This window comes from Pedobacter psychrodurus (assembly GCF_004331735.1).
GTDB classification, from domain to species: Bacteria; Bacteroidota; Bacteroidia; order Sphingobacteriales; family Sphingobacteriaceae; genus Pedobacter; species Pedobacter psychrodurus.
In genome coordinates this window covers 99,209-122,500 of record NZ_SJSO01000018.1, presented here as the reverse complement: position 1 = coordinate 122,500, position 23,292 = coordinate 99,209, and the positions used below count along the sequence as shown (strand labels likewise).

Below are 23,292 nucleotides of genomic sequence, written 5' to 3'. Positions count from 1 at the left end.
TGGTGGAGTTCAGAATAGCAACCATTTACTAGGACATTTTTTTAGAAAAATGAAAAGTAAAGGCGGCTATAAATATGCCATAGTAGCCACAGCACGAAAACTAGCATGCATCTATTATAAAATGGTTACTGAGAAGCAGTCATTCAATCCATTAAACAATGAAGAACATCTACAAAAGCAGAAAAAAGTACGGATTGCAGCACTGGAAAAAGCACTCAATGCATTAAAGTTACAGGTGGCTTGATCTTTTTGTTATATAGTAAAAGAAACAAAAAACACCGGCTGAAAATTTTTCTTTCAAAGCTAGTGAGATGGCTTAGTCAGTGGAGCCCGAAAAATTTGTTAGGCCGGATTTAAGTAGAACGAGGATGATGTGCTTTGGCTTAGCTGGGCGGAAATACGCGAGCAAAATAAATAGCTCATTAATAAGTAATTGCGAAATAGCGTCAATGGTAGCGGAGTGAAACGCAGTCGAGAAATCTATTGTAGATCTCTCCCCGCCTGCAACGGGCAGGCAGTTGTGATGACTACAGTAAATAAGCTATATTCCAGTTGCAATAACGATATTGCTATAATTATTCTTTAGGCGCCTTTTTTATTGGATGAACAGGCTGCTCCTCAAGCTCGCGTTGCTTGGCAGGGTTATTCGTTTTTGGTGCTTTATTGGGTGTACTGTCATTTTCATGCCTCACCGTTTTATGGTCAACAGGTTCTCTGCCTTTAGGTACTTCTTCCTGATAATTGCTTCCGGGTTTATCGCTTTTGATTTTTGGACCGCTCATAATTGTAATGATTGAATGTTAGAATTAGTGAATGATTGAATAGGGCAGGGCCAATCAATTATAAATTAATAACAAATGTGTATCTGTTAAGTTTGAAAATAATCGCAAAGGCAATTCAATCATTGTATCCTTCTGTCATTCAATCCATCAATCCTTCTCTCATTCAGTCATTCGCTCCTTAATTATAAAGCAAATATTTCTTACGCATGGTTTTGTACGCATTTAGGCCCGGCTCCCAGCTTGCTCTAATTTCTGCTTCACTTTTGCCGTCGATTACCTGTTGCCTGAAATCTGCCACACCAACTAATCTTTCGATAGTACCCATTTCTTTACTTAATTTGGAATTAAAGAAATCTTCTTTTCTAGGTGATGCTTTGTACAGTTCGATTAACCAGCTAATGTTTACCTGTTTCGATTTTACCAGTTTTGAAGTATCGTAAGTTCTTAAATCTAAGCCATAACAAACCTGATCTTGAAATAATGGAGTTTCAGACATTCCTTTTATGCTTTTTGGCGTAAAACTGAAATCAAATTTCCCCTTAAGATAAGGTGCGCCAACAACGGTAAAAGGAAACATTGTTCCACGGCCATGGTTTAAATAAGTGCCTTCAAATAAGCAAGTAGATGGGTAAAGTAAAATAGATTGCTGCGTATTCAGGTTAGGAGAGGGTTTAACGGGTAAAGTATACTCCATATCATGATTGTAATTGGCATTTTTGATAATGGTAATCTTACATTTCACCTTATCTTTCAACCAGCCTTCGCCATTTAACATCTGTGCATATTCGCCAACGGTTAAGCCATGGGCAATAGGAATCGGCTGTACACCAATTCCTGATTTAAATTTAGGATCCAAAATCGGCCCGTCAATTAAATAACCATTTGGATTGGGGCGATCTAAAATCAGCAACGTTTTATTGTTCGCTGCGCAGGCCTCCATAACGTGCTGTAATGTATTAATATAGGTGTAAAAACGAACACCAACATCTTGAATATCAAATACCATGATGTCGATATCAGCTAAATCTTCAGTTGTAGGTGTGCTGTGTTTGCCATAAAGTGAAATGGCTTTTATACCTGTTTTGGCATCAACATCATCGTTAACGGTAACGCCAGCACTGGCATTGCCTCTAAAACCATGTTCAGGACCAAATATCTTCTTGATTTTAACACCTCGTTTCAACAGGCTATCAACCGAAGTTTGCGTACCGATAATCGATGTGGGGTTAACCACCATACCAACACGTTTTCCTTTTAAAAGTGGGAGGTATTTTTCGGTCTGCTCTGAACCGGTTTTAATTGTAGATGGCAGTTTAACAGTCCTGATCATCAGTTTTCTGTTTTCAGGACTTTTCTTTCCAAGAACTTCCTGTTCAAGTGGTTTGGGTTGTCCGCAGGCCGATAATGCAATTAAACTGGTTAAAGCAAAGCTGATATAATTTTTCATTTTGAGTATTATTCTAATCTTCCGGTATTATAACAAAACAATTTACAATATATTTCATTTATGCTATTGGTATTTTCTTGTTACAACTTAATGATTGATGTTTAAAGTTGGTTATTTATTTTCGAAAATGTCATTTTTAAAAAGGAATTGAGCATTTTTGTTACTTACAAATTGATTAAATTGAATTTCGAATATTTCATCGCAGGGCGGATAGCCATTAAATCTGAGCGTACTTTTTCAAAACTTATCGTCCGTATTGCAATAGCAGGCGTGATGTTGAGTTTGGCTGTTATGATTCTTTCTATCGCCATTATTAAGGGCTTTAAAACTGAAATTCAGGATAAAGTAAGGGGGTATTTGGGCGATGTGCAGATTACCCGTTACGATTTGAATAATTCTTTTGAGCATTCTCCCTTTGTACTTGATGGAGAAACCAAAAAAATGCTCAAAAACAATCCCGACATTGAATATTATTATCCTTTTGCTACAAAACCTGCCATCCTTTCGGCCAATAATGAAATTGAAGGCATTAATTTTAAAGGGATAGACAAAAACTATAAATGGGATTACATTAAGCAGCATATTATTAGCGGAACTATCATCGATTTTTCTGACAGTACGGCTGCCATGCAGGAACTGCTCATTTCGAATTATACGGCTAATCGTTTAAAACTTAAAACCGGAGATGATTTTATCATGTATTTTGTTCAAAACCAGTTGCGACCGCGTAAATTTAAGATTGTAGGCGTTTACGATATTGGTGTAGAAGATATTGATAAGGGTTTTGTGCTGGGCAACCTGAATATTATTAAGCGCTTAAACAATTGGAAAGTTAATGAAATTGGAGGTATAGAAATCAGAATTAATGATTTTAACAGGCTTAAGCCTATTGCCAATAATATTTACGAAAAACTTCCGCGTAACCTGCGCTCGTATTCTATTGAAGAAAATTTTCCTAATATTTTTACCTGGTTAGGCCTTCTTGATGTAAATACCAAGGTACTTTTAATCCTGATGCTCATTGTAGGTGTAATTAACATGATTACTGCATTGTTGATTATGATTTTAGAAAAAACGAATATGATTGGGATGCTAAAATCTTTTGGGGCCAGTAACTGGAGTATTATGAAGATTTTCCTTTACAACGCAGCTTATTTAATTGGTATTGGCTTATTACTTGGGAATATTCTGGGCTTAGGGCTTGGTTTTTTACAGCAGGCCACCCACATTTTTAAACTTAACCAGGCCTCTTACTTTTTAGCTTATGCACCCATAGAATTTCATTTTATCGATGTGCTGCTGCTTAATATCGTAACGGTAGTGGTATGTTTAACGGTTTTGATTATCCCTTCGCTATTGATCAGCAAGGTTTCTCCGCTTAAGGCAATTAGATTTAAATAAAAAAACTTGGGACACCGGACAGATCATTTCCCGATGCCCAAGCAAACCTAAACTTAAGCTCTTGTCAACTCAACTTTTACAGTTTGTGTAATGTTACTTTTCTGGAGTTGAGGATATGGTGTGATGTCAATTAATTTAAGTGAATAATCTATGCCGTTAATTTTAATGTTTGCTACACTTTCTAATGTGCTACAATCTCCTTTGCATAAGATAATTTCCTGATCAATCTTATTGGCTGTTAATTTGAAATATGCTTTTGCACCTCCAGCGCCAATGCAATCAGCATTTATTGGGCAGCGGCTATCGTTAATCGTTTTTAATACCAGTGTAGATGCGCCAATTGATTTTGAAGTGTTGATTTCAAATTCGTAATTCGTCGTTTTTGTTTCAGGTGTCTTTTTGCATCCGGCAGCAAACATAGATAGTACGATAAAGAAGAACATTAAATTTTTCATTTATATGAGGATTAATTACTTCTCTTTAAAATATATTCATAATCTATAGTAGCATAAGAGGTCGCCGGAGAAAGCGCTATTTTTGTATTAAACCTTTTTCTAAGGGTTAAATCTATACCACTACTTCTGATATCGTATTCGCCATTTAAAATCATATTCCAATCAAAATCTGCCGTCCAAACGACCTCATCGGTAAAATATCCGATCCCATTCCTGAATGTATAGTTTCCCTTGCCTCCAGAAGGTTTTAGGTTAATATCAGCGCTTGGAGTAATGCTAAACTTCCCATCCTGCAATAAGATTGAAATTGGACGGGTTACCGGCACAGACCTAATACTATTGGTAATTACCAACACACCTGTATAATTGCCATCTAATAAAACATCTAAGTTTGTAGATTTTTTACAGCCTAAAGATAAAATCAGGGCAAATAGGAAGATACAGATTTGAACTTTCATACCCCTTAAACGGAGTTCAAAATCAAAACGCTACACTTAAATTGAAATCCAGTTTATACCTTGTGCACTATTGATAAATTCAGTTCGTGGTTCGAGGTTTAAATACGGATAGGTAACTTTCGAAAGGTATAAGCCTGTAGGGTGAGCGGGCAATGATAGTTTTGAGGATTGTAGGGTAATCAGTTCGCTTTCAAATTCATCAAAACTAAGTTCTCCTTTGCCAACCATTAAAATTTTACCCATAATAATGCGGATCATTTTACCCAAAAAGCGGTTGCTGGCAATATGAAACCTCAGCCTGTCGCCCTTTGGATTTACAAATAAATCGGCCTCCATTACATTGCAAATGGTATGTTCGTATTTATCAGGATGCGTACAAAAAGCCCTATAATCTTTGTATTGGGGTAATAACTTTACAACGGCTTTCATTTTATCAAAATCTAGATTGTTTAATTGATAAAAGGAACTTTGGGTGCTTAAAAAAGGATCTTTATAGGTATGGATAAAATAATCATATTTCCGTTGTACAGCATCAAAGCGGGCATGCGGTTTTCCCTCCATTTTAATAATGTCGAATACCGCGATATTATAAGGTAAGGCTTTATTCAGGATGTAAAGCAGGTCGAAATCAATATCTTTTTCAATATCGGCATGAAAAAAAAACTGACTGGCATGTACATGCGCATCTGTTCGCCCACAGCCATTAATAGCAATCGGCGATTTTAAAATCTTCGATAGCGTTTGTTCAATAACTTCCTGAACGCTTTTTACCCCAGGTTGTTTTTGCCACCCACTAAAGTATTGGCCTTGATATGCAATGTGAAAGAAATACCTCATTTTTCAGCTGCAATTTTACGGAAATTTTAGCAGCAGCAATATTAAATCATACTTTTGTACGGTAAATTTTAATCATGGATTTAATAAACTGTCCTTGCGGAAGTGGAACTGCATTTAGCCATTGTTGCCAGCCCTATCATTTAAAAGTGAAAGTGGCACCAACTGCAGAGGCTTTAATGCGTTCCAGATATTCTGCTTTTGTAGTAGCTGATGCTGCTTATCTTTACGAAACCACACATATCAGTAAAAGAAAAGAGCATTCGAAAAGTGCGTATTTAAATAGTGCGAAAAATACAAAATGGCTAAAACTCGAAATTTTTTTTTTAGATTTTGATGTCGTCGAGTTTAAGGCCTATTACCTTAATAAGAAGTTCCAAACAGAAATATTGCATGAAAAATCTAATTTCAGGTTAGAAGATGGGCAATGGTATTATGTTGATGGTGAATTTTATCTATAGCAGAAATTCGGTTATATTATCTGGCGTAATTACTTTGGTTTCCACATTTTCGTAAGCACCTAAGAATGTTTTTGGGAATTTTACATTGGATTTTGGATTCCATTTAAATTCGTAAGCATTCATTAATCCGTTTCTTTCTTCAATATAATCTATTTCCTGTTGTGCATGTGTGCGCCAAAAGTATTGGTTACAGTTAATTTGTTTATAGGCAAGAAACTTAACACGCTCACTAATGACGAAATTTTCCCAAAGAGCACCAATATCCTGTCTTAATACTGCCGGACTAAATTGATTAATTACAGCATTTCTGATCCCATTGTCGTAAAAGTAGATTTTTCGGCTTTTCTTTAATTCATTTCTTAAGTTTCTGCTTAAGGAGCCCAATCTGAAAACAATGAATGCCTTTTCGAGCAAATCGATATATTTTTCTGTTGTTTGATTGTCCAAACCCGATAATTGGCCCAGTTCGTTGTACGATACTTCATTGCCAACCTGAAAAGCTAAAGCTTGGATTAATTTTTCCATCTTATCTGGCTTTTGGATTTTTTCCCAGGTTAAAACATCCTTGTAGAGATAACTATCTGATAATTGTTTTAACCGTATTTCTTCTCCTCCCGGATTGTTTACAATTTCCGGATAGTATCCATAAACCAAACGGTGGTGTAACAATCTTTTTTCGGTAAGCAGGCCATGTTCCTCTACCATTTCTCCGAATGAAAAAGGAAACAAGTTGTATTCCCATTTTCTACCGGTAAGGGGTTCGTTAATATGATTGGCCAACTCAAAAGCTGAAGAACCGGTAGCAATTACTTTTACATCTTTAAGTTGGTCGATAATTAATTTTATAGATATGCCGATGTTATCAATTCTTTGTGCCTCATCAATTACCAATGTTTTTGATTTTCCGAGAAGGGCACGTAACGATGTAGAGGTAGTATTGTTAAGTATGGTTCTAACGTCTGCATCATCACCGTTCCACCACATAATTGGTTTGGCAAACTTTGAAGACAATTGTTGTAAGAGCGTACTTTTTCCAACTTGCCTTGGGCCTAAAAGGATGATTGCTTTTTCATCTTTTAGGTGTTTTTCAATCGAATTTGATATTGCTCTGTAAATCATAATCGCAAATTTAATATAAATTTTGCGATTACAATCGCAAAATTTATATTAAATTTGCGATTTTACTCCTTTTGGCTATATTTTCTTTGCTTCGTTCCAATATATATCCATCTCCGCAAGAGTCATGTCAGCTAAGGCTTTTCCGTTTTCTTTTGCTTTAGTTTCGAGGTACTGAAAACGTTTGATAAATTTTTTATTGGTTTTTTCTAATGCATTTTCAGGATTGATGTTAATGAAACGTGCATAATTGATCAAAGAGAAAAGTACATCGCCAAATTCTGATTCAGCCTTTTCGATATCAATGGCCGTATTATCAGCAACATTAAATTCCGTTTTAAATTCCTGCAGTTCTTCTTCTACTTTTTCCCAAACCTGGTTTTTATCTTCCCAATCGAAACCTACGCCACGGGCTTTTTCCTGAATGCGGGCAGCCTTAACCAGCGCTGGTAGTGAAGATGGAACACCAGCCAAAACCGATTTGTTGCCTTCTTTTAGTTTTATCCGTTCCCAATTGCGTTTTACATCTTCTTCGTTCTGCACTTCAACATCGCCATAAATATGTGGATGTCGGTTTACCAGTTTATCGCAAACTCCGTTTAAAACATCGGTGATATTAAAATCACCGGTTTCGGAAGCAATTCTTGAATAAAAAACCAAGTGCATCATCACATCACCAAGTTCCTTTTTAATTTCGTCTAAATCGCCCTCTAAAATGGCATCGCTCAATTCGTAAGTTTCCTCTATAGTTAAATGGCGCAGTGTTTCCATGGTCTGTTTTTTATCCCATGGGCATTGAGTACGCAGCGTATCTAAAACGGTGAGTAAACGTGTAAAGGCATCAGCTGGATTATTGGCAATGGCCGGAATTGGATTGTTAGGCATGTTTTATGATTGAACTATATTTATCGAACGCTAAAGTACCAAACCCAAGCGATTAAGAAAAGCTGAAAAGGTATTCTGAACCATAAATATTTTGGCCCTGGCCCTGGTTTATACAGATTTTCGTAATTAATGCGGTGTTTGGCTGCATAAATATTTGCGGGTAAAATGGCAATGTAGAAAATAATCAATGCTATTCCGGTTAAATATCTGGTGCTTGCTATTGCCAAGCCAATCGCAAATAAGATTTCCAGAACCCCTGTTAAAATTACAATTTCTACTTTTTTAGGAATAAATAGCGGGATCATAGCAGCCATACTGGTTTTAAACTTGAAATGCCCGATAGCAGTAAAAAGTAACATCACACCCATCGCAATATTGCCTGCAAAAATATTTCCTTTATCAAAAGTAGTATGGCCACCAAAAGCCAATAGCGCAACATAAACGATGATGAGTACGAATAAGGGTTTCATGAACGGTATATTTAATCTATTTTATTAAATTAAAGGCAATTAAAATGGTTGCAACAAACAATACCAATAAGCCAGATAAAAATACGAAGTCGGCAACTTTTTCTAGCCGCTGGCTAGCTGTTTTTTGTCGTCTCATCGAGATAAAAGATAAGATACAGCTGGTCATAAAAAACATTACGGCAGCTACGGCAAATTCATCAATTAAGGAACCATCCGTAAGTGCAAGTTTTTTTAAAGAAGTAAGTACAATAAAGCAGATGCCCAAGAGATTGGCAGAAGTGCTTAAAATATGGGGCGATCTATTTTCGGCCATATTAATCTTTTTCTTCTAATTTAATCCTTTTTGTAATCCGGTAAACACGCTTCTTTTTATCGGGCTTATGTTCTTCACCCATTAAAATGCCCCAGGGTTTTAAGTTATCCACTCTATCGAAGATTATTTTTAACATGGCCAGATAAGGGATGCATAAGAACATACCCGAAATTCCCCAAATCATCTCGCCAACTATAATACCAATAAAGGCAAATAATGCATTTATTTTTACTTTCGAACCCACCACCAGTGGCATTAGTACGTTTCCATCTATGGCATGAACGCCAACAAAAGCGATCAAAACCAGCAGTACTTTACCTGCACCTGCTGTTGCAAAGGTAATCAGGCAGCTTACTAAGAGGGCAAAGAATATCCCCAAATAAGGAACCACATTAAAAATACCAGCCACCAGACCTAACAGAACGGCATATTTAACACCTAACAAACTCAGCACGGTAATCATTAATACCGTAACAATAAGCATCTGTAGAAATAAACCGATGATGTATTTTTTAATGATGTACTGAATCTGACTGACAATTTCGGAAACTTTTTCTTTGTGCTCTTCTCTAAAAACCGAGGTTAAAAATGTAAATAAAACCCTGCGGTAGTTTAAAATAAAGAACGTGAAAAGTAGTGTGAAACTTAAAAACAACAGGGTAGAAGATAGGGTGGCCAAGGTGGTAGCTACAATTGCAGCGCTAGTAGCCAAAGCTTTCTCTGTGCTATCATTTAAATAATCGAGTTGTTTCTGAGAATTTACGCCAAAAGTGTGTGAAATCCATTTTTGAAGTTCATGGTACGAAACATTGGCTTTCTCTTTAAGCAAAGGCCAATCTGCCCATAAATCGCTTAGTTGATTGCCAAAGAAATAGATAATGCCTCCAATAACCGCGATCATCAGGATTACCGAAACAATGGTAGATAAGCTTCGTTTAAACTTTAATCTCCGTTCTAAAAAGGTACCTATAGGCAATAATAAAATCGCCATCAAAAACGAGAAAAGTAAAGGAGCTAACAGCGATTGTCCTAAAATGGCGATGTAGGTTAAACTAATTAAACAGAAAAGAACCAGCGCAAGCTTTGGTAGAAACGATAATTTGTCTTTCATATATTTTAAATTCTGTTTAATACAAAATGCCCGATTAATTGTTTCATTAATCGGGCATTTAAATATAAGAGATTATTTTTTAATAGATAGTTGCTTTAGCTAAAAGAGAAAGGTCTTCAGCGGTTAATTTTAGATTTGCTGCCTCAGCGAAGGAGTTTAACTGGCTTAAATGGGTAACACTTGCAATTGGCGCTGTGATTCTTGGAGCCAGCGGTTTTTTGGCGAGATCGAAATTATGTCAAATGATGAGGAAGGTTTTTGGAAAGCAATCAATAGTTTCTTTTATCGTTAATCCTGTGTTACGCTGTAGCTCCGTAGAAAAAACGGAGGCTGCCGCTGCACCCAGGTTTAGGTACTTCTGGAGGTGCAACTATTAACGTTTTTTTACAGATTGCCTAACCCTTACATGCTAAGCCCTAAACCTCCTACCTCCGCCTTGGTCGCTCTCAGCATTTCTCTTTTTCCGGGGGCACCAGGTAATTTTTCAATGGTAAATCCACAGGCTTTAACGGCTCTTTTCAATTTTCCGGTAATGGCATAGGTTACAAAAGTTCCACCGGGCTTTAAGAAACTGCAGGCATGAGCAATTATTTCATCACTCCACATTTCGGGCTGGTGTTGCACAGAAAAAGCATCATAATAAATCAGATCAAATTTTTGTTCGCTCTGATATTCGGCTAAGGTGGTATGCGGAATTTCTAATGTGCAAAGCGAAGTTAATTTTTGAGGTGTTTTTAATGCCTCAGGATAATTTGAAATAAAATCGCCCCAGATTGTCTCTGGCACATATGCTGCATAACCTGTTTGCTCAATTAGATCTGTAGTAAGCGGAAAGGCCTCAATGCTGGTATAATTAAGGTTAAGGCTGTTTGCCGCACAATATTCGAAACTTAAAATAAAGTTCAAGCCGGTGCCGAAACCAACTTCCAAAATGGAAATCTCAGTTAAATTAGTGGAGGCAAATTTTAATCCTGCATCAATAAATACGTGTTTGCTTTCCTGTAATGCGCCATGTTTACTGTGGTAATGTTCGCCTATAGTTTCATTATAGAGTGTATTCGAACCATCAGCAGTAGGCGTTATAATATTCATGAGCTAGGATTTTAAGGGATGCTTGGATTTCAAAATCAAGGCACAAATATAGATATAGGATTAATATGATTTTTGGATTTTAAGATCGTGGTGCAAATATAGACATAGCATCAAAATGATTTTTGAATTTCAAGATAAATTAGCCAGGGATAGGAGAGAAAAGTTAATTCGCTTTAATCTTCGGACTTCAGACTCCCGACCTCTGACTTTTCTCTTTGGCCTTTCAGCTTTAATCTTTTGTTATTAGCTTTGATCTTACCCTAAACCCTAAAAATGGATATCGAATCTTTCAGAGAATATTGTTTGAGTTTGCCCGGCACCACAGAAGGGATGAAATGGGAACATTTATGTTTTATGATAGAGGAAAAAATTTATGTCATCATTGCTATTGATGAGGGTAATCGTTTTTCGATTAAATGTGATCCCGATGAATTTGAAGAGCTCACTGCCCGAGATGGCATTGCGCAGGCCTACCATATGGCGAAAAGGCAATGGATCCAGATCGAAAACCTAGATGTTTTGAACGATAAAGAGTTGAAAAGCAGAGTTGCCGATTCGAGAGCGATGGTTTTAGCTAAATTACCTAAGAAAACACAGGCAAAGTACGCTTAAATTTTTTAGAACTAAAGATAGGTTAACACCAATTTCTTCAATGCCATAATGTAGCCAATGTGCATCCCTTCGTGAAAGGGAATAAAATTTATTGCATCTTCTATCGTGTTTAACTTCATGCCGTAACGTTTGTCCCAAGGATCGAATTCTACGAAAATCCCACTGGTATAATCTGCTGCCAAACGCTCCATACTATTTAACAGTACCTCGAAAATCGAATCAATTTCTTCTTTTTCGATAAATTTAACTGGTTTTGTTCCGCTTAAAAATGGCGAAAAGTGTTCTTCACTAATGGTTACCCTTAAGCCCGATCTTACATAACACAGATTTTGCTGCGCAGCGGTTAAATGGGCAATATTCCAGATGATGTTATTGTTAAATCCTGAGGGAATTTTATTTAACTGTTCGGTACTTAGATCTTTTACCAATTCTAAAACAAAAGCCCTGGTGTTTTTAATCTGGGCAATGATAGCGGGTGTATTAGGCATTTAATTATTTTATACTCGATGACTTATTGCTCGTTTTTGGTTTCCTCTTTTTTCGTTTCGTCCTTTTGGGATTCGTCTTTTTTTATACCCTTATCAGCATTCAGTTCTTTCGATTTCATAATATTAAAACGGTACATTTCTTCAATCCCTACAAGTTTCCGGGTGCACTTATCGATGTCGGTTCCCTCTTCCCATAAATAAGGGCGAAAGCTATAGGTTTTGGTGCCATCTAGATTTGCAATAAACTGGTTCCAGCTGCTCCAACGTAAACCTTTATAAAATTTAGAAAGATCACTATCGAAACAAAAAACAAGAAACTCGCCATAGCCAGCACCAAGTGGTTGCCAGGTTAGGCTGTTAGGCTCCAGGTAATACACATTTTTAATGTCTTTGCCCAAACCTCCGTAATTAATGGCGAAGAAACCGCCAACCGCATCATCGGCAATTAAAAGGTAAGGAATATTATCGCCATACTCTTTTATGGTTTTTCCTTTGTTCCATTCGGCAACATTTCGGCTCAATCTTTCGCTGCCAGAACCTAAAATTCTAATCCAGCCATTATCAACCATAATGCCCCCGGTATTGTAAATTACCGATCCCAGGGTAGCATAGGTAGTCATTTGCGAGTGATATAAAACTTCCTTTGCTTTTACAGAATCAACAGGCAGGATCTCCACCTTATTTTTTGCAGAGTCGATCCATTTTTTCACCAACGGCCAGGCCGGATCGGTTTTATTTACCAATGCTTCAAGACTGATTAACTTATTATCTTGAGCAAAGGTTATTGAAGAGAATAAAGTTAAACTTAAGATGAAGATTGTTTTGAATGCGCTTCTCATGAAAAAGGGGCTTATGTTTTTCCAAAGATATAATGATAATTAAGAATTGTTGAAGGGAGATTGATTAATTTTTGATTTGGGAGAACTATTAAGCTTAGTTTAATTATTGATTTGTGAAGACACGAACCAAGGCGCGTGAATAATCGTGCAGTCGGATGTTACCATCTGACTGATTTGTTTAATATCTATAAAGAATTGATTAATTCGCCGAATTGAATTGATAATTTGAGCCAGTGTCAAACGGCAACATCTGACAGCACACTTATAAAATAAAGCGCCCCGAATAAATCGAGGCGCTTGTAATATAGGGATGATAAATAATTGATTTTAACTATTAAGTGGAAAAGCCTTACACCCTCCACCTTTCAACCTTCTACCTCAACCTACCACATTCTAATTCTGTCTTCTGGTTTTTTATATAATTTATCGCCAGGTTTAACATCAAAAGCATTGTACCAGGCATCCATATTTACAGGTGCACCAATCGTACGGTACGGGCCTGGAGAATGGGGATCGGTTTTAATTAACTGAGCAGCACTTTCTGGTAAAATATTACCTCTCCATACCTGCGCCCAAGCCAGGAAGAAACGCTGATCTGGTGTAAAACCATCAATTTTCTCGTTGCTTTGGCCTTGTTTGGTCATTTTAAAAGCGGTATAAGCAGCATTTAAGCCGCCTAAATCGCCAATGTTTTCGCCCATAGTTAATTTACCGATTACATGAACAGTATCTAATACGGTATAGCCATCAAACTGCTCGCCTAAAGCTTTTGTTTTAGCATCAAATTTTGCTTTGTCTTCGGCTGTCCACCAGTTTTTTAAGTTACCGGCAGCATCGTACTGGCTTCCGCTATCATCAAAACCATGGCTCATTTCGTGACCAATTACTGCACCGATACCACCGTAATTAACGGCATCATCAGCATTTGGGTCGAAGAAAGGAAACTGTAAAATACCGGCAGGGAAAACAATTTCGTTTAAAGTGGGGCTATAATAAGCATTAACCGTTGGAGGTGTCATGCCAAAACGTTCACGATCGACAGGCTTACCTAACTGATCAACCATTTCGTTATAACCCCAAACACTTGCATTACGTAAGTTTTGGAAATAAGTATCTTTATTAACCACTAAACCATCATAGTTTTTCCATTTTTCAGGATAACCCACTTTTGGCGTAAATGCATGTAATTTAGCTAATGCTTTTTGTTTGGTTTCAGGGCTCATCCACTCTAAACCATTAATTCTGATTTCGAATGCTTTCCGCAAGTTCACAATCATCTGGTTCATGCGTTCTTTAGCTTCTGGCTTAAAATACTTGGCTACATAAAGCTGACCCAATAATTCGCCAATCGTGCCATCTGTTAAAGATGACATCCGTTGCCAACGTGGTGTTTGTACTTTCTGACCAGTTTGTGCTTGTGTGAAAGCGAAACTTGCCTTAACAAATGGAGAACTTAAACTAGAAGCAGAACCTTTTAAAATGTTCCACTCTAAATAAGTTTGCCAATCGGTAACTGGAACCGATTTTAACATTCCATCCAAGCTCGCCATAAATTTAGGCGACGATACCAATACGGTATCCTGATTTTTAATTTTGAATTTCGGTAAGTAAGTTGTCCAGTTAATATCTGGAGTTTTTTTGTTCAGTTCTGCAACAGTAAGTTTGTTGTAGGTGGCGTAAGGGTCACGCATTTCTAAACGGCTCATCTGCGCTTCGGCAAAAGCTTTTTCAATTTTATAAACTGTTGCTGCTTTTTGTTTAGCTTCATCCGGAGTACTTCCAGTTAAGGTAAATAAAGTAACCATATAAGTGTTATAAGCCTCACGGATTTTAACACTGCGGGTATCATCTTTCAGATAATAATCACGATCGGGAAGTGTTGTGCCGCCCTGACCAATATTCACCATGTATTTGTTTACATTCTTACGGTCTTGGCCAACACCCAGGCCAAACATTCCACCGCCTAAACCATTGGTTCGCATATAAGCAACCTGGTCTAGCACGCCCTGAATGTTTTTAACCTGTTTAATTTTTTCTAAATCGGTTTTTATTGGTGTATAGCCTAGCTTTTCTATGGTTGCACTATCCATGGCAGCCGTATAAAAATCGCCAACCCTACGCTTAACCGAACCTACAGGAGCAGATTTATCGGCAGCTGCATCTTCAACTAAAGACTTTACTGCATTGATGTTGAAATCGCGAAGTTCGTTAAACGAACCCCAACGTGTTTCTTTAGCAGGAACTGGATTGTTTTTTACCCAAGTACCACTTGCGTAGGTATAGAAATCATCACCCGGCTTAACGGAAAGATCCATGTTAGCAGGGTCGATAAATTTTTTGGTTTGTGCATTTGCAGAAAAGCCAGCAGCGACTATACCTAGCGCCGCAAAACATCTTTTCAAATTTTGGTATTTCATTCGCTTAATAAGTTAGTAATTGTGCGAAATTTATGAAATACTAATTAATACTGGTGCTATATATTAAGAATATTACTTGTTAAACCAGTAGTAAATTTTTGCTAAACCAAGCCGTCTGATAAGTTCGGACGCTGAAAAAGAAATTTTAATAGATTTCATGATTTTAAATCTTTTATACACTATTAACATTTTTTAACACTATTTATTGTGTTGTTGTAAAAATTATTGCTATCAAGAATGATTCGGGATAAAGCATTATATTTTCCATAAATTTGAAAATGGTTATCTAAACCTCACAGGTTTTAAGAAATATATGAGGTTTAATCAATTGATAAATGATGTTATAATAATATAATAATGAGCCACTCCCACGATAAAGAAGATAGCTGTTGCAGCAGTAAAGTACATTCAGCACCAAAACATAATCATGATCACGCTCATGGAGAAGGCGATGAACACGACCACGACCATGGTGGAGATCCATCGGTATTTAAAACTTATTTGCCAGCAATAATAACATTGGTTATGCTGTTGATCGGAATTGCATTTGACAATCTTTTTACGGTTCCCGCATTTCAGATCATCCGGCCTTATTGGTATATCGTGGCTTATTTGCCTGTGGGTATTCCGGTTTTACGCGAGGTTTGGGAAACTTTTAAGGCAAAAGATTTCTTTACCGAATTCTCTTTAATGTCTATCGCTACTATTGGTGCTTTTGCCATTGGTGAATATCCGGAGGGGGTAACGGTGATGCTTTTTTATACTATTGGCGAGCTGTTTCAAATGGCTGCGGTAAACCGTGCCAAAAGGAATATTAAAGCATTACTCGATGTTCGTGCAGATACAGCGCACGTATTCCGCAATGGAAAATACGAAGATCTTAATCCCGAAAAGGTAGAAATTGGCGAAACCATACAAGTAAAGGCTGGTGAGAAAATCCCTTTGGATGGAGAACTGATTAGTGATAAAAGCAGTTTTAATACCGCCGCTTTAACAGGCGAAAGCAAACCGCGTACGATTAATAAAGGCGAATCGATTTTAGCGGGGATGCTTAATCTGGATAAAGTAATTGAAGTAAAAGTGACCAAAGCTTTTGCCGATAGTGCATTGTCGCGAATTTTGGAAATGGTTCAGAATGCCACTACGCGTAAAGCTAAAACTGAACTTTTTATCCGCAAGTTTGCGAAAATATATACACCAATTGTTTTCTTTTTAGCGCTTGCATTGGTTACTATTCCAATTTTGGTTTTAGGGAGCGAATATCACTTCCAAACCTGGTTATATCGTTCGCTGGTTTTCCTGGTTATATCTTGCCCTTGTGCGTTGGTAATTTCTATCCCCTTGGGTTATTTCGGTGGAATTGGCGCAGCATCTGCAAATGGTATTCTTTTTAAGGGTTCTAATTTCCTCGATTTAATTACTAAACTGAATACTGTTGTAATGGACAAAACGGGAACCTTGACAAAAGGTGTTTTTAACGTTCAAAAAGTAGAAAGTAATATCGATGAAGCAGAATTTCTGAACTTATTAACCGCTATTGAAGCCAAGTCAACCCATCCAATTGCTAAGGCTATTGTAGAATATGCAGGCCAAAAAGAAATTCATCCGGCCGAAAACATTGTGGAAATAGCCGGAATGGGTTTAAAGGGATTGGTTAATGGTAGAGAGGTTTTAGCTGGCAATATTAAACTGTTGGAGAAATTTAATATTGATTTTGATGCTGCAATAAAGGATATCGAAGAAAGCATTGTTGTGGTTGCTGTTGACCAAAAATATACTGGCTATGTTCTCATTGCCGATGAAATAAAAGAAGATGCTGCCGAAGCCATCAAACAGCTTCACGAAAACGGAATAAAACAAGTAGTGATGTTGAGCGGTGATAAAACCTCAATTGTTAAAAAAGTAGCAACAGGTTTAGGCATCGATACTTACTTTGGTGATTTATTGCCTGAAGATAAAGTAGCCAAGCTAGAAGAAATTAAAAGAGACAAAAGTAAGGTGGTAGCTTTTGTTGGTGATGGAATTAATGATACCCCTGTATTAGCCATCAGCGATATTGGTATTGCCATGGGTGCAATGGGTAGCGATGCTGCTATTGAAACAGCAGATGTAGTTATTCAAACCGATCAACCTTCTAAAATTGTAACTGCAGTTAAAATAGGTAAGGCAACCAAAAATGTGGTGATTCAGAATATCTCATTGGCATTCGCTGTAAAAGCGCTGGTTTTGATTTTAGGGGCAGGTGGTATTGCCACCATGTGGGAAGCCGTTTTTGCTGATGTTGGTGTTGCGCTTTTGGCTATTTTGAATGCAGTGAGGATACAGAAAATGAAGTTTCCTTAATTGGTTAATGGTTTAAATTGGGTAATCGGTTAACTGACCTTGGTGTAGCGACTTTAGATTAAAACATTGATTTCCTTCTTTATTAGTTCAATGATAACTGCCAATTGCCAACTGAAAACTTCTTAATGGTAAGTATGATATGTTGATAAATAGAAAGGCAGATTACTATAAAAATTAGTATATTCGTTTATGTCTAAACCTATTCCATATCCAATATTAGATGATGAGCCCGTTAGGCAGTTCAATGAACTTGATGCATCATTAACATATAGCTATGCAAATTATTTAAACTGGCTTTTTCCTGAAAGGGTAGAACTGATTAAAGGTAAAATCTTTAAAATGAGTCCTGCGCCATCAAGAGTGCATCAGGAAGTTGCTGGTAATATTTTCTTGAAACTAGGTAATTTTTTAGATGGCAAACCTTGTAAGGTTTATTCCGCTCCGTTTGATGTCCGTTTTCCTAAAGAAAGCAAAGCTAATAAGGATGTCTTTACCGTATTACAACCTGATATCTGTGTGATTTGTGATAAAAGTAAATTAGATGCCCGCGGTTGTATAGGCGCACCCGATCTTGTTGTAGAGGTCTTGTCTCCTGGCAATACAAAAATGGAACTGCTCAATAAGTATAAGGTTTACGAAGAATTTGGCGTTAAAGAATATTGGGTGGTTAGCCAAAGTGATCAAAGCATCCTCATTTACACCCTTAATGATACGGGCAAATTTCAGCCTTCTAAAATATTTACCCACAGCGAAAAAATCACTTCATCGGTATTGCCAGGCTTTGAATTGATTTTGGATGATGTTTTTGATGATCTGGGTTAGTTTACTTCTCTATTTTGATCAGGAGTATTAAAAACACAAGCTATTGAAGCATTAGCATATAAAGTAGCACAAACCAGTGTTTCTAAACCTGATTGTAGTTAATACGAGCCCGATTCTTCATCGGGAGAAGTAAAATGGAAAGCAGGACTAACCTTAAAATGAAATGCTGTCCTTGCTTTCCAAAAAAGAAACACCTCGTCTTATGGACACCTTCCGAAAAAATCGGAACAGGCACTCTAAAAGAGGGGAATTAATTAATCACATTGATATACCTTTCGGTTTAGTCTGCTTTGGTCTTTCAGCTTAATTAGCTATTTTTGGACTTTTAATATCATTCATGAGCATATCCACCAAGTACAATCCTGCAGAAACAGAAGATAAATGGTATAGCTATTGGCTATCGAAGAAATTTTTTCACTCCGAACCCGATGAACGCGAGCCTTACACTATTGTAATTCCACCGCCAAATGTAACGGGTGTGCTGCACATGGGGCATATGCTTAACAATACCATTCAAGATGTTTTAATCCGTAAAGCCCGTATGCAGGGTAAAAATGCATGCTGGGTACCTGGGACTGACCATGCCTCTATTGCTACAGAAGCAAAAGTTGTGGCCATGTTAAAGGAGCAGGGGATTAACAAAAAAGATCTTTCGCGGGAAGAATTTTTAAAATATGCCTGGGAGTGGAAAGAGAAATACGGAGGTATTATCTTAGAACAGTTAAAGAAATTAGGTGCAAGTTGCGATTGGGACCGTACCCGTTTCACCATGGAAGAGGATCTTTCTGAAGCGGTGATCGATTCGTTTATCCATTTATATAAAAAAGGATGGATTTACCGTGGTATTCGTATGGTAAACTGGGATCCGGCAGGTAAAACTGCTGTTTCTGATGAAGAAGTAATCCGTAAGGAAGTAAATCAAAAACTATATTACATTAAATACCTGATTTCGGGAACGGAAGATCAGTTTTTAACAATTGCGACTACACGTCCTGAAACGATTATGGCTGATGCGGCAATCTGTATCAACCCGAACGACGAACGTTTTACGCATTTAAAAGGCAAAAAAGTTTTCGTGCCTTTGGTTAACCACGAAATTCCGGTTATTGAAGATGAGTATGTAGATATCGAATTCGGTACAGGCTGCTTAAAAGTTACACCAGCGCACGATTTAAACGATTATGAACTGGGTGTTAAACACAATTTACCAGTTACTGATATCTTAAATGATGATGGAACTTTAAATGAATTGGCAGTTATTTTGGTGGGCGAAGACAGGTTTGTTGCCCGTAAAAAAATAGCCAAAATGCTCGAAGAGGCTGGTCATTTAGAGAAAGTTGAAGACTATAAATCGCAGGTTGGTTTTTCTGAACGTACCGATGCCGCTATCGAACCTAAACTTTCGATGCAATGGTTTGTGAAGATGAAAGAAATGGCCCAGCCAGCTTTGGATGATGTATTGAATGGAGAAGTAAACCTGATTCCAAATAAATTTGAAAATACATACCGCCACTGGATGGAAAATGTTCGCGATTGGAACATAAGCAGACAGTTATGGTGGGGACAGAGAATCCCAGCCTGGTACGATGACAAAGGAAATTGGGTTGTTGCCAAAACTAAAGATGAAGCATTAGAAGAATTCTGGAAGAAAAAACACCTGGACGAAAGCTGCGCAGAGAGTGAAAAAGCTGGATTCAAACATCAGTTGGAACCGTTTTTAAGGCAAGATGACGATGTAATGGATACCTGGTTTTCATCATGGTTGTGGCCAATTTCGGTTTTCGATGGGTTTAAAAATCCTGAAAATAAAGATATCAACTATTATTACCCAACCAACGATCTGGTTACAGCGCCTGAAATTTTGTTCTTCTGGGTGGCTCGTATGATTATGGCCGGACATGAGTTTATGGGCAAAAAACCATTTACGAATGTGTATCTAACGGGTATTGTACGTGATAAATTAGGCCGTAAAATGTCTAAATCATTAGGTAATTCACCTGATCCGATTGGATTGATCGAAAAATATGGCGCCGACGCTGTTCGCGTGGGTATGTTAATGTCATCACCTGCCGGTAACGATTTAATGTTCGATGAAAGTTATTGCGAACAGGGGCGTAATTTCGCCAGCAAAATCTGGAATGCTTTCCGTTTAGTAAAAGGATGGGAAGTTGACGAAAAATTAATAAATCCGAATACCCAGGCTATATCCTGGTTCGAAAACCGCTTTAACGAAGCTTTGGTAGAAATTGAAGCTAACTTTAAGCAATACCGCCTATCAGAAGCATTAATGATCACTTACAAATTGGTTTGGGATGATTTCTGTGCCTGGTATTTAGAAATGGTTAAGCCGGCTTACCAACAACCGATTGATGCGGAGAGTTATAAAGCGACTATTGCCTTCTTCGAAAACATTATCAAATTATTGCATCCTAACATGCCTTTCTTAACTGAAGAATTGTGGCATGATGATCTGTTTGCCGAACGTGGAGAAATGGACTGTTGTATTGTTGCCGAATTCCCGAAAGGAGGAGCCTTTAATGAGCAATTGTTGAAAGATGCAGAGGTAATTAAAACGGTTGTAGCCGAAATTAGAAATTTAAGGAACCAGAAACAGATTTCTCCTAAAGAAGCATTACCGTTAAGTATCAAAGTAAATTCTGATCTGGATTACGAGAAATGGTTAAACATTGTTTTTAAATTGGCCAATGTATCAGAAGCTGAAATTATAAATGATAAAATTGTTGGTGCAACTGCTTTTATGGCCGGTAAAGATGAATTCTTTATTCCATTAACCGAAAACGTGGATATAGAAGCAGAACGCGAACGTTTAAATGCCGATTTGATTTATTTACAAGGTTTCTTAAAATCAGTTGATTCGAAACTGAGCAACGAACGTTTCGTACAAAATGCAAAGCCTGAAATTATAGCTAACGAGCGTAATAAAAAAGCCGATGCTGAAGCAAAAATCAAGATTATTGAAGAAAGTTTGGCTATTTTAGGATAATAATAACTCTATAAACACTGCGATCTTCATGCTGTCCCGATTTTTGCATCGGGATCAGTATCTTTCCTGCTATTATATTTAGACCCTGATCCCGAACATTCGGGACAGGGTGACGAGTCTCCATAAAAGAGGGTGTGTCATAAAGGCGATTTCAGCCCAGATGCTGTCATGTTGAGCCTGTCGAAACACCTCAAAGAGTATTTAAACAGGTCCTTCGACAAGCTCTCCGTAGGAGTCCTTTGGACAGGATGACAAATCTATATTTATGATACAACCTCTTTTTATTTAGTAGTTAATTAAAATTATCTCATTAGGAATAAATTATTTCAAACGTTTTCCTACATATCTATAAAAATGTGTTATTGCCTTAAATACTGGCCTTCTGGCTATTTATTTGAGGTTAGCATGATCGTTAGCCATTATTTTTAATATAAGGTTTCAAAAATATTACTTGTTAAAATTTAAGGTTTGTTTTTATTAACCATATTTTAGGTTTATTAAATCGGTTTGTCAGATTAGCAAACTAAGATATAATCTAACCTAATATCCCCAAATGGAAAATTCCAGAAGAAAATTTATTAAACAATCAGCAATATTTGCTGCAGCAACCTATGCGGGTACCATGGGTATGAGTGCTAAAAGTTATGGTCGTATCATTGGCGCAAATGATCGGGTACGTGTTGGTGTTGTTGGGTTTTCTGATCGTTTTAAAGAAACGCTGTTGCCTTGTTTTTTAAACCACAATAAGGAGCTAAACTTCGATATTGTTGGCCTTTCTGATTTATGGAACTATCGGAGAGATTTAGGGATTGCCCATTTAAAAGCGAAGTTTGGTCACGATATTAAAGCCTGCCGGAACAATGATGAGCTTTATGCAACTAAAGATCTTGATGCGGTAATTATCAGCACCGCCGATTTTCAGCATGCGCTTCACACCATTGAGGCCGTAAAAGCCAGTTGCGATGCGTATGTAGAAAAACCCTTTGCCGAAACCATGGACGATGCCAAAGCGGCATTTAAAGCCGTTAAAGCAAGCAAGCAGATTGTACAAATTGGCTCGCAAAGAAGGAGTGGAGAGAATTATACCAATGCAGCAAAATTTATACAGGATGGAAAATTTGGGCCGATAACCGCAGTAGATTTAGTTTGGAATGTAAACCAGCCGGGCCGGTGGCGCAGACCAGATTTGGTAGCTAAATTAAAAGAAGAAGATATTGATTGGAAACGATTCTTGTTGAACCGCCCAACTGAAGCCTTCGATCCAAGAAAGTATTTAGAATACAGATTGTTCTGGCCTTATTCATCGGGAATGCCAGGGCAATGGATGTCGCACCAGATTGATACCGTGCATTGGTTTACCAATTTAAAACATCCACGAAGTGTAGTGGCAAACGGAGGTATTTACACCTGGAAAGATGGTCGCAGAAACTGGGATTCGATGGTTGCCGTATTCGATTATGGTCAGCCCGATACAACCGATGGTTTTCAGGTTACTTTTACTTCAAGAATGCAGAATAGTGTGGGTGATGTTGGCGAGGTTTACTATTCGAACGGTGGCGAGCTGAATTTAATTACTAATAAAGTATCGCCAAAAGGTGGTTTAAAGGAAAAAGAGGCTGCAGCCATGGGATTGAAAGCCAATCTTTTGCCTGAGTTTGATTTAAGTAAAACCGAGATTAAAGCGGCTACAGGAGCCAATATGGGCGGTGATGCGTTAACCTCTGGCCATATGCGCAACTGGATGGAATGTGTGCGTAGTCGTAAAACACCGAATGCACCTGTTGAAGCTGGTTATTCACACTCTATTGCCAATATCATGACCAATGCTGCGGTGCGGACGGGTGCAAAAGCAATTTTCGATGAAAACAGACAAGAAGTAATCGCAAACGGAAAAGTATTTAAATATTAATAATAAACTCATCATTGTGAAGAATGAACAATG

Annotated in this window: 21 protein-coding genes and 1 pseudogene; 8 read left to right on the top strand and 14 right to left on the bottom strand. The window is 37.5% G+C overall.

The features are described 5' to 3' along the window. Nucleotides 1–244, top strand: a pseudogene (locus EZ456_RS18925) (hypothetical protein); the annotation flags it as partial. 331 nt (nucleotides 245–575) lie between these two features. Here EZ456_RS18925 and EZ456_RS18920 read toward each other — a convergent pair. Together EZ456_RS18920 and EZ456_RS18915 are read right to left on the bottom strand one after the other, a co-directional pair. After that, a complete protein-coding gene (locus tag EZ456_RS18920) occupies nucleotides 576–782 on the bottom strand; it encodes a hypothetical protein (protein ID WP_131532843.1) in 207 nt (68 codons plus the stop codon). A gap of 178 nt (nucleotides 783–960) precedes the next feature. After that, entirely contained in the window at nucleotides 961–2,229 is a 1,269-nt protein-coding gene (locus EZ456_RS18915; protein WP_131532841.1) for an exo-beta-N-acetylmuramidase NamZ family protein, read from the bottom strand. 180 nt (nucleotides 2,230–2,409) lie between these two features. Here EZ456_RS18915 and EZ456_RS18910 point away from each other — a divergent pair, with 180 nt between their 5' ends. Beyond that, entirely contained in the window at nucleotides 2,410–3,630 is a 1,221-nt protein-coding gene (locus EZ456_RS18910; RefSeq protein WP_131532839.1) for an ABC transporter permease, read from the top strand. Nucleotides 3,631–3,683: 53 nt separating this feature from the next. Here the strand turns inward: EZ456_RS18910 and EZ456_RS18905 are convergent, their stop codons facing one another. From EZ456_RS18905 to EZ456_RS18895, 3 genes are read right to left on the bottom strand one after another with little or no spacing between them, the layout of a single operon-like run. Beyond that, entirely contained in the window at nucleotides 3,684–4,085 is a 402-nt protein-coding gene (locus EZ456_RS18905; protein ID WP_131532837.1) for a hypothetical protein, read from the bottom strand. A gap of 11 nt (nucleotides 4,086–4,096) precedes the next feature. Further along, nucleotides 4,097–4,543 carry a hypothetical protein gene (locus EZ456_RS18900; RefSeq protein ID WP_131532835.1) on the bottom strand — a complete coding sequence of 149 codons (447 nt, stop codon included), beginning with the start codon at nucleotides 4,541–4,543 and terminating at the stop codon, nucleotides 4,097–4,099. Between the two features lie 36 nt (nucleotides 4,544–4,579). Next, on the bottom strand, nucleotides 4,580–5,380 hold the full coding sequence (locus EZ456_RS18895; RefSeq protein ID WP_131532833.1) for a tRNA pseudouridine synthase A: 801 nt from the start codon (nucleotides 5,378–5,380) through the stop codon (nucleotides 4,580–4,582). A gap of 74 nt (nucleotides 5,381–5,454) precedes the next feature. Here EZ456_RS18895 and EZ456_RS18890 point away from each other — a divergent pair, with 74 nt between their 5' ends. Beyond that, on the top strand, nucleotides 5,455–5,838 hold the full coding sequence (locus EZ456_RS18890; protein ID WP_225876573.1) for a YchJ family protein: 384 nt from the start codon (nucleotides 5,455–5,457) through the stop codon (nucleotides 5,836–5,838). Here EZ456_RS18890 and EZ456_RS18885 read toward each other — a convergent pair. The 6 genes from EZ456_RS18885 to mnmD all read right to left on the bottom strand — a co-directional run bounded on the left by EZ456_RS18885 (nucleotide 5,833) and on the right by mnmD (nucleotide 10,825). Next, nucleotides 5,833–6,957, bottom strand: coding sequence for an ATP-binding protein (locus tag EZ456_RS18885; RefSeq protein ID WP_131532831.1), 1,125 nt, complete (start codon nucleotides 6,955–6,957; stop codon nucleotides 5,833–5,835). The two genes, EZ456_RS18890 and EZ456_RS18885, sit on opposite strands and share 6 nt — an antisense overlap. A 75-nt stretch (nucleotides 6,958–7,032) precedes the next feature. Beyond that, nucleotides 7,033–7,839 (bottom strand): nucleoside triphosphate pyrophosphohydrolase, encoded by an 807-nt coding sequence (gene mazG / locus EZ456_RS18880; protein ID WP_131532829.1) that lies wholly within the window; start codon nucleotides 7,837–7,839, stop codon nucleotides 7,033–7,035. 20 nt (nucleotides 7,840–7,859) lie between these two features. Continuing rightward, nucleotides 7,860–8,309: a DoxX family protein gene (locus EZ456_RS18875; RefSeq protein ID WP_131532827.1), complete on the bottom strand. Its 450-nt coding sequence runs from the start codon at nucleotides 8,307–8,309 to the stop codon at nucleotides 7,860–7,862. Nucleotides 8,310–8,325: 16 nt separating this feature from the next. Then, nucleotides 8,326–8,622, bottom strand: a complete 297-nt coding sequence (locus EZ456_RS18870) for a hypothetical protein (RefSeq protein ID WP_131532825.1) — start codon at nucleotides 8,620–8,622, stop codon at nucleotides 8,326–8,328. A 1-nt stretch (nucleotide 8,623) separates the two neighbouring features. Beyond that, complete coding sequence (locus tag EZ456_RS18865) at nucleotides 8,624–9,733, bottom strand: AI-2E family transporter (protein ID WP_131532823.1); 1,110 nt, start codon at nucleotides 9,731–9,733, stop codon at nucleotides 8,624–8,626. A gap of 402 nt (nucleotides 9,734–10,135) precedes the next feature. Beyond that, on the bottom strand, nucleotides 10,136–10,825 hold the full coding sequence (gene mnmD, locus EZ456_RS18855) for a tRNA (5-methylaminomethyl-2-thiouridine)(34)-methyltransferase MnmD (RefSeq protein ID WP_131532821.1): 690 nt from the start codon (nucleotides 10,823–10,825) through the stop codon (nucleotides 10,136–10,138). A 273-nt stretch (nucleotides 10,826–11,098) separates the two neighbouring features. Between mnmD and EZ456_RS18850 the strand changes: the two genes are divergently transcribed. Beyond that, the gene (locus EZ456_RS18850; protein ID WP_131532819.1) at nucleotides 11,099–11,437 is read left to right on the top strand and encodes an MmcQ/YjbR family DNA-binding protein; all 339 of its coding nucleotides are present in this window, start codon (nucleotides 11,099–11,101) and stop codon (nucleotides 11,435–11,437) included. Between the two features lie 11 nt (nucleotides 11,438–11,448). Here the strand turns inward: EZ456_RS18850 and EZ456_RS18845 are convergent, their stop codons facing one another. The 3 genes from EZ456_RS18845 to EZ456_RS18835 form a co-directional block, all read right to left on the bottom strand. Then, on the bottom strand, nucleotides 11,449–11,925 hold the full coding sequence (locus EZ456_RS18845) for a DinB family protein (protein WP_131532817.1): 477 nt from the start codon (nucleotides 11,923–11,925) through the stop codon (nucleotides 11,449–11,451). Nucleotides 11,926–11,948: 23 nt separating this feature from the next. Beyond that, entirely contained in the window at nucleotides 11,949–12,764 is an 816-nt protein-coding gene (locus EZ456_RS18840; protein ID WP_131532815.1) for a DUF2625 domain-containing protein, read from the bottom strand. 383 nt (nucleotides 12,765–13,147) lie between these two features. Continuing rightward, on the bottom strand, nucleotides 13,148–15,181 hold the full coding sequence (locus tag EZ456_RS18835; RefSeq protein WP_131532813.1) for a M13 family metallopeptidase: 2,034 nt from the start codon (nucleotides 15,179–15,181) through the stop codon (nucleotides 13,148–13,150). 357 nt (nucleotides 15,182–15,538) lie between these two features. Here EZ456_RS18835 and EZ456_RS18830 point away from each other — a divergent pair, with 357 nt between their 5' ends. From EZ456_RS18830 to EZ456_RS18815, 4 genes are all read left to right on the top strand, one after another. After that, on the top strand, nucleotides 15,539–17,524 hold the full coding sequence (locus EZ456_RS18830) for a heavy metal translocating P-type ATPase (RefSeq protein ID WP_131532811.1): 1,986 nt from the start codon (nucleotides 15,539–15,541) through the stop codon (nucleotides 17,522–17,524). A 189-nt stretch (nucleotides 17,525–17,713) separates the two neighbouring features. Beyond that, nucleotides 17,714–18,346: a Uma2 family endonuclease gene (locus tag EZ456_RS18825; protein ID WP_131532809.1), complete on the top strand. Its 633-nt coding sequence runs from the start codon at nucleotides 17,714–17,716 to the stop codon at nucleotides 18,344–18,346. Nucleotides 18,347–18,683: 337 nt separating this feature from the next. Next, complete coding sequence (locus EZ456_RS18820) at nucleotides 18,684–21,350, top strand: valine--tRNA ligase (protein WP_131532807.1); 2,667 nt, start codon at nucleotides 18,684–18,686, stop codon at nucleotides 21,348–21,350. A gap of 553 nt (nucleotides 21,351–21,903) precedes the next feature. Continuing rightward, nucleotides 21,904–23,259, top strand: coding sequence for a Gfo/Idh/MocA family protein (locus EZ456_RS18815; RefSeq protein ID WP_131532805.1), 1,356 nt, complete (start codon nucleotides 21,904–21,906; stop codon nucleotides 23,257–23,259). Nucleotides 23,260–23,292 lie beyond the last annotated feature (33 nt).

Bases quoted from the DNA above. Each gene is read 5' to 3' on its own strand.
- EZ456_RS18920 (WP_131532843.1), bottom strand. From the start codon at position 782: ATGAGCGGTCCAAAAATCAAAAGCGATAAACCCGGAAGCAATTATCAG.
- EZ456_RS18915 (WP_131532841.1), bottom strand. From the start codon at position 2,229: ATGAAAAATTATATCAGCTTTGCTTTAACCAGTTTAATTGCATTATCG.
- EZ456_RS18905 (WP_131532837.1), bottom strand. From the start codon at position 4,085: ATGAAAAATTTAATGTTCTTCTTTATCGTACTATCTATGTTTGCTGCC.
- EZ456_RS18900 (WP_131532835.1), bottom strand. From the start codon at position 4,543: ATGAAAGTTCAAATCTGTATCTTCCTATTTGCCCTGATTTTATCTTTA.
- EZ456_RS18895 (WP_131532833.1), bottom strand. From the start codon at position 5,380: ATGAGGTATTTCTTTCACATTGCATATCAAGGCCAATACTTTAGTGGG.
- EZ456_RS18890 (WP_225876573.1), top strand. From the start codon at position 5,455: ATGGATTTAATAAACTGTCCTTGCGGAAGTGGAACTGCATTTAGCCAT.
- EZ456_RS18885 (WP_131532831.1), bottom strand. From the start codon at position 6,957: ATGATTTACAGAGCAATATCAAATTCGATTGAAAAACACCTAAAAGAT.
- mazG (WP_131532829.1), bottom strand. From the start codon at position 7,839: ATGCCTAACAATCCAATTCCGGCCATTGCCAATAATCCAGCTGATGCC.
- EZ456_RS18875 (WP_131532827.1), bottom strand. From the start codon at position 8,309: ATGAAACCCTTATTCGTACTCATCATCGTTTATGTTGCGCTATTGGCT.
- EZ456_RS18870 (WP_131532825.1), bottom strand. From the start codon at position 8,622: ATGGCCGAAAATAGATCGCCCCATATTTTAAGCACTTCTGCCAATCTC.
- EZ456_RS18865 (WP_131532823.1), bottom strand. From the start codon at position 9,733: ATGAAAGACAAATTATCGTTTCTACCAAAGCTTGCGCTGGTTCTTTTC.
- mnmD (WP_131532821.1), bottom strand. From the start codon at position 10,825: ATGAATATTATAACGCCTACTGCTGATGGTTCGAATACACTCTATAAT.
- EZ456_RS18850 (WP_131532819.1), top strand. From the start codon at position 11,099: ATGGATATCGAATCTTTCAGAGAATATTGTTTGAGTTTGCCCGGCACC.
- EZ456_RS18845 (WP_131532817.1), bottom strand. From the start codon at position 11,925: ATGCCTAATACACCCGCTATCATTGCCCAGATTAAAAACACCAGGGCT.
- EZ456_RS18840 (WP_131532815.1), bottom strand. From the start codon at position 12,764: ATGAGAAGCGCATTCAAAACAATCTTCATCTTAAGTTTAACTTTATTC.
- EZ456_RS18835 (WP_131532813.1), bottom strand. From the start codon at position 15,181: ATGAAATACCAAAATTTGAAAAGATGTTTTGCGGCGCTAGGTATAGTC.
- EZ456_RS18830 (WP_131532811.1), top strand. From the start codon at position 15,539: ATGAGCCACTCCCACGATAAAGAAGATAGCTGTTGCAGCAGTAAAGTA.
- EZ456_RS18825 (WP_131532809.1), top strand. From the start codon at position 17,714: ATGTCTAAACCTATTCCATATCCAATATTAGATGATGAGCCCGTTAGG.
- EZ456_RS18820 (WP_131532807.1), top strand. From the start codon at position 18,684: ATGAGCATATCCACCAAGTACAATCCTGCAGAAACAGAAGATAAATGG.
- EZ456_RS18815 (WP_131532805.1), top strand. From the start codon at position 21,904: ATGGAAAATTCCAGAAGAAAATTTATTAAACAATCAGCAATATTTGCT.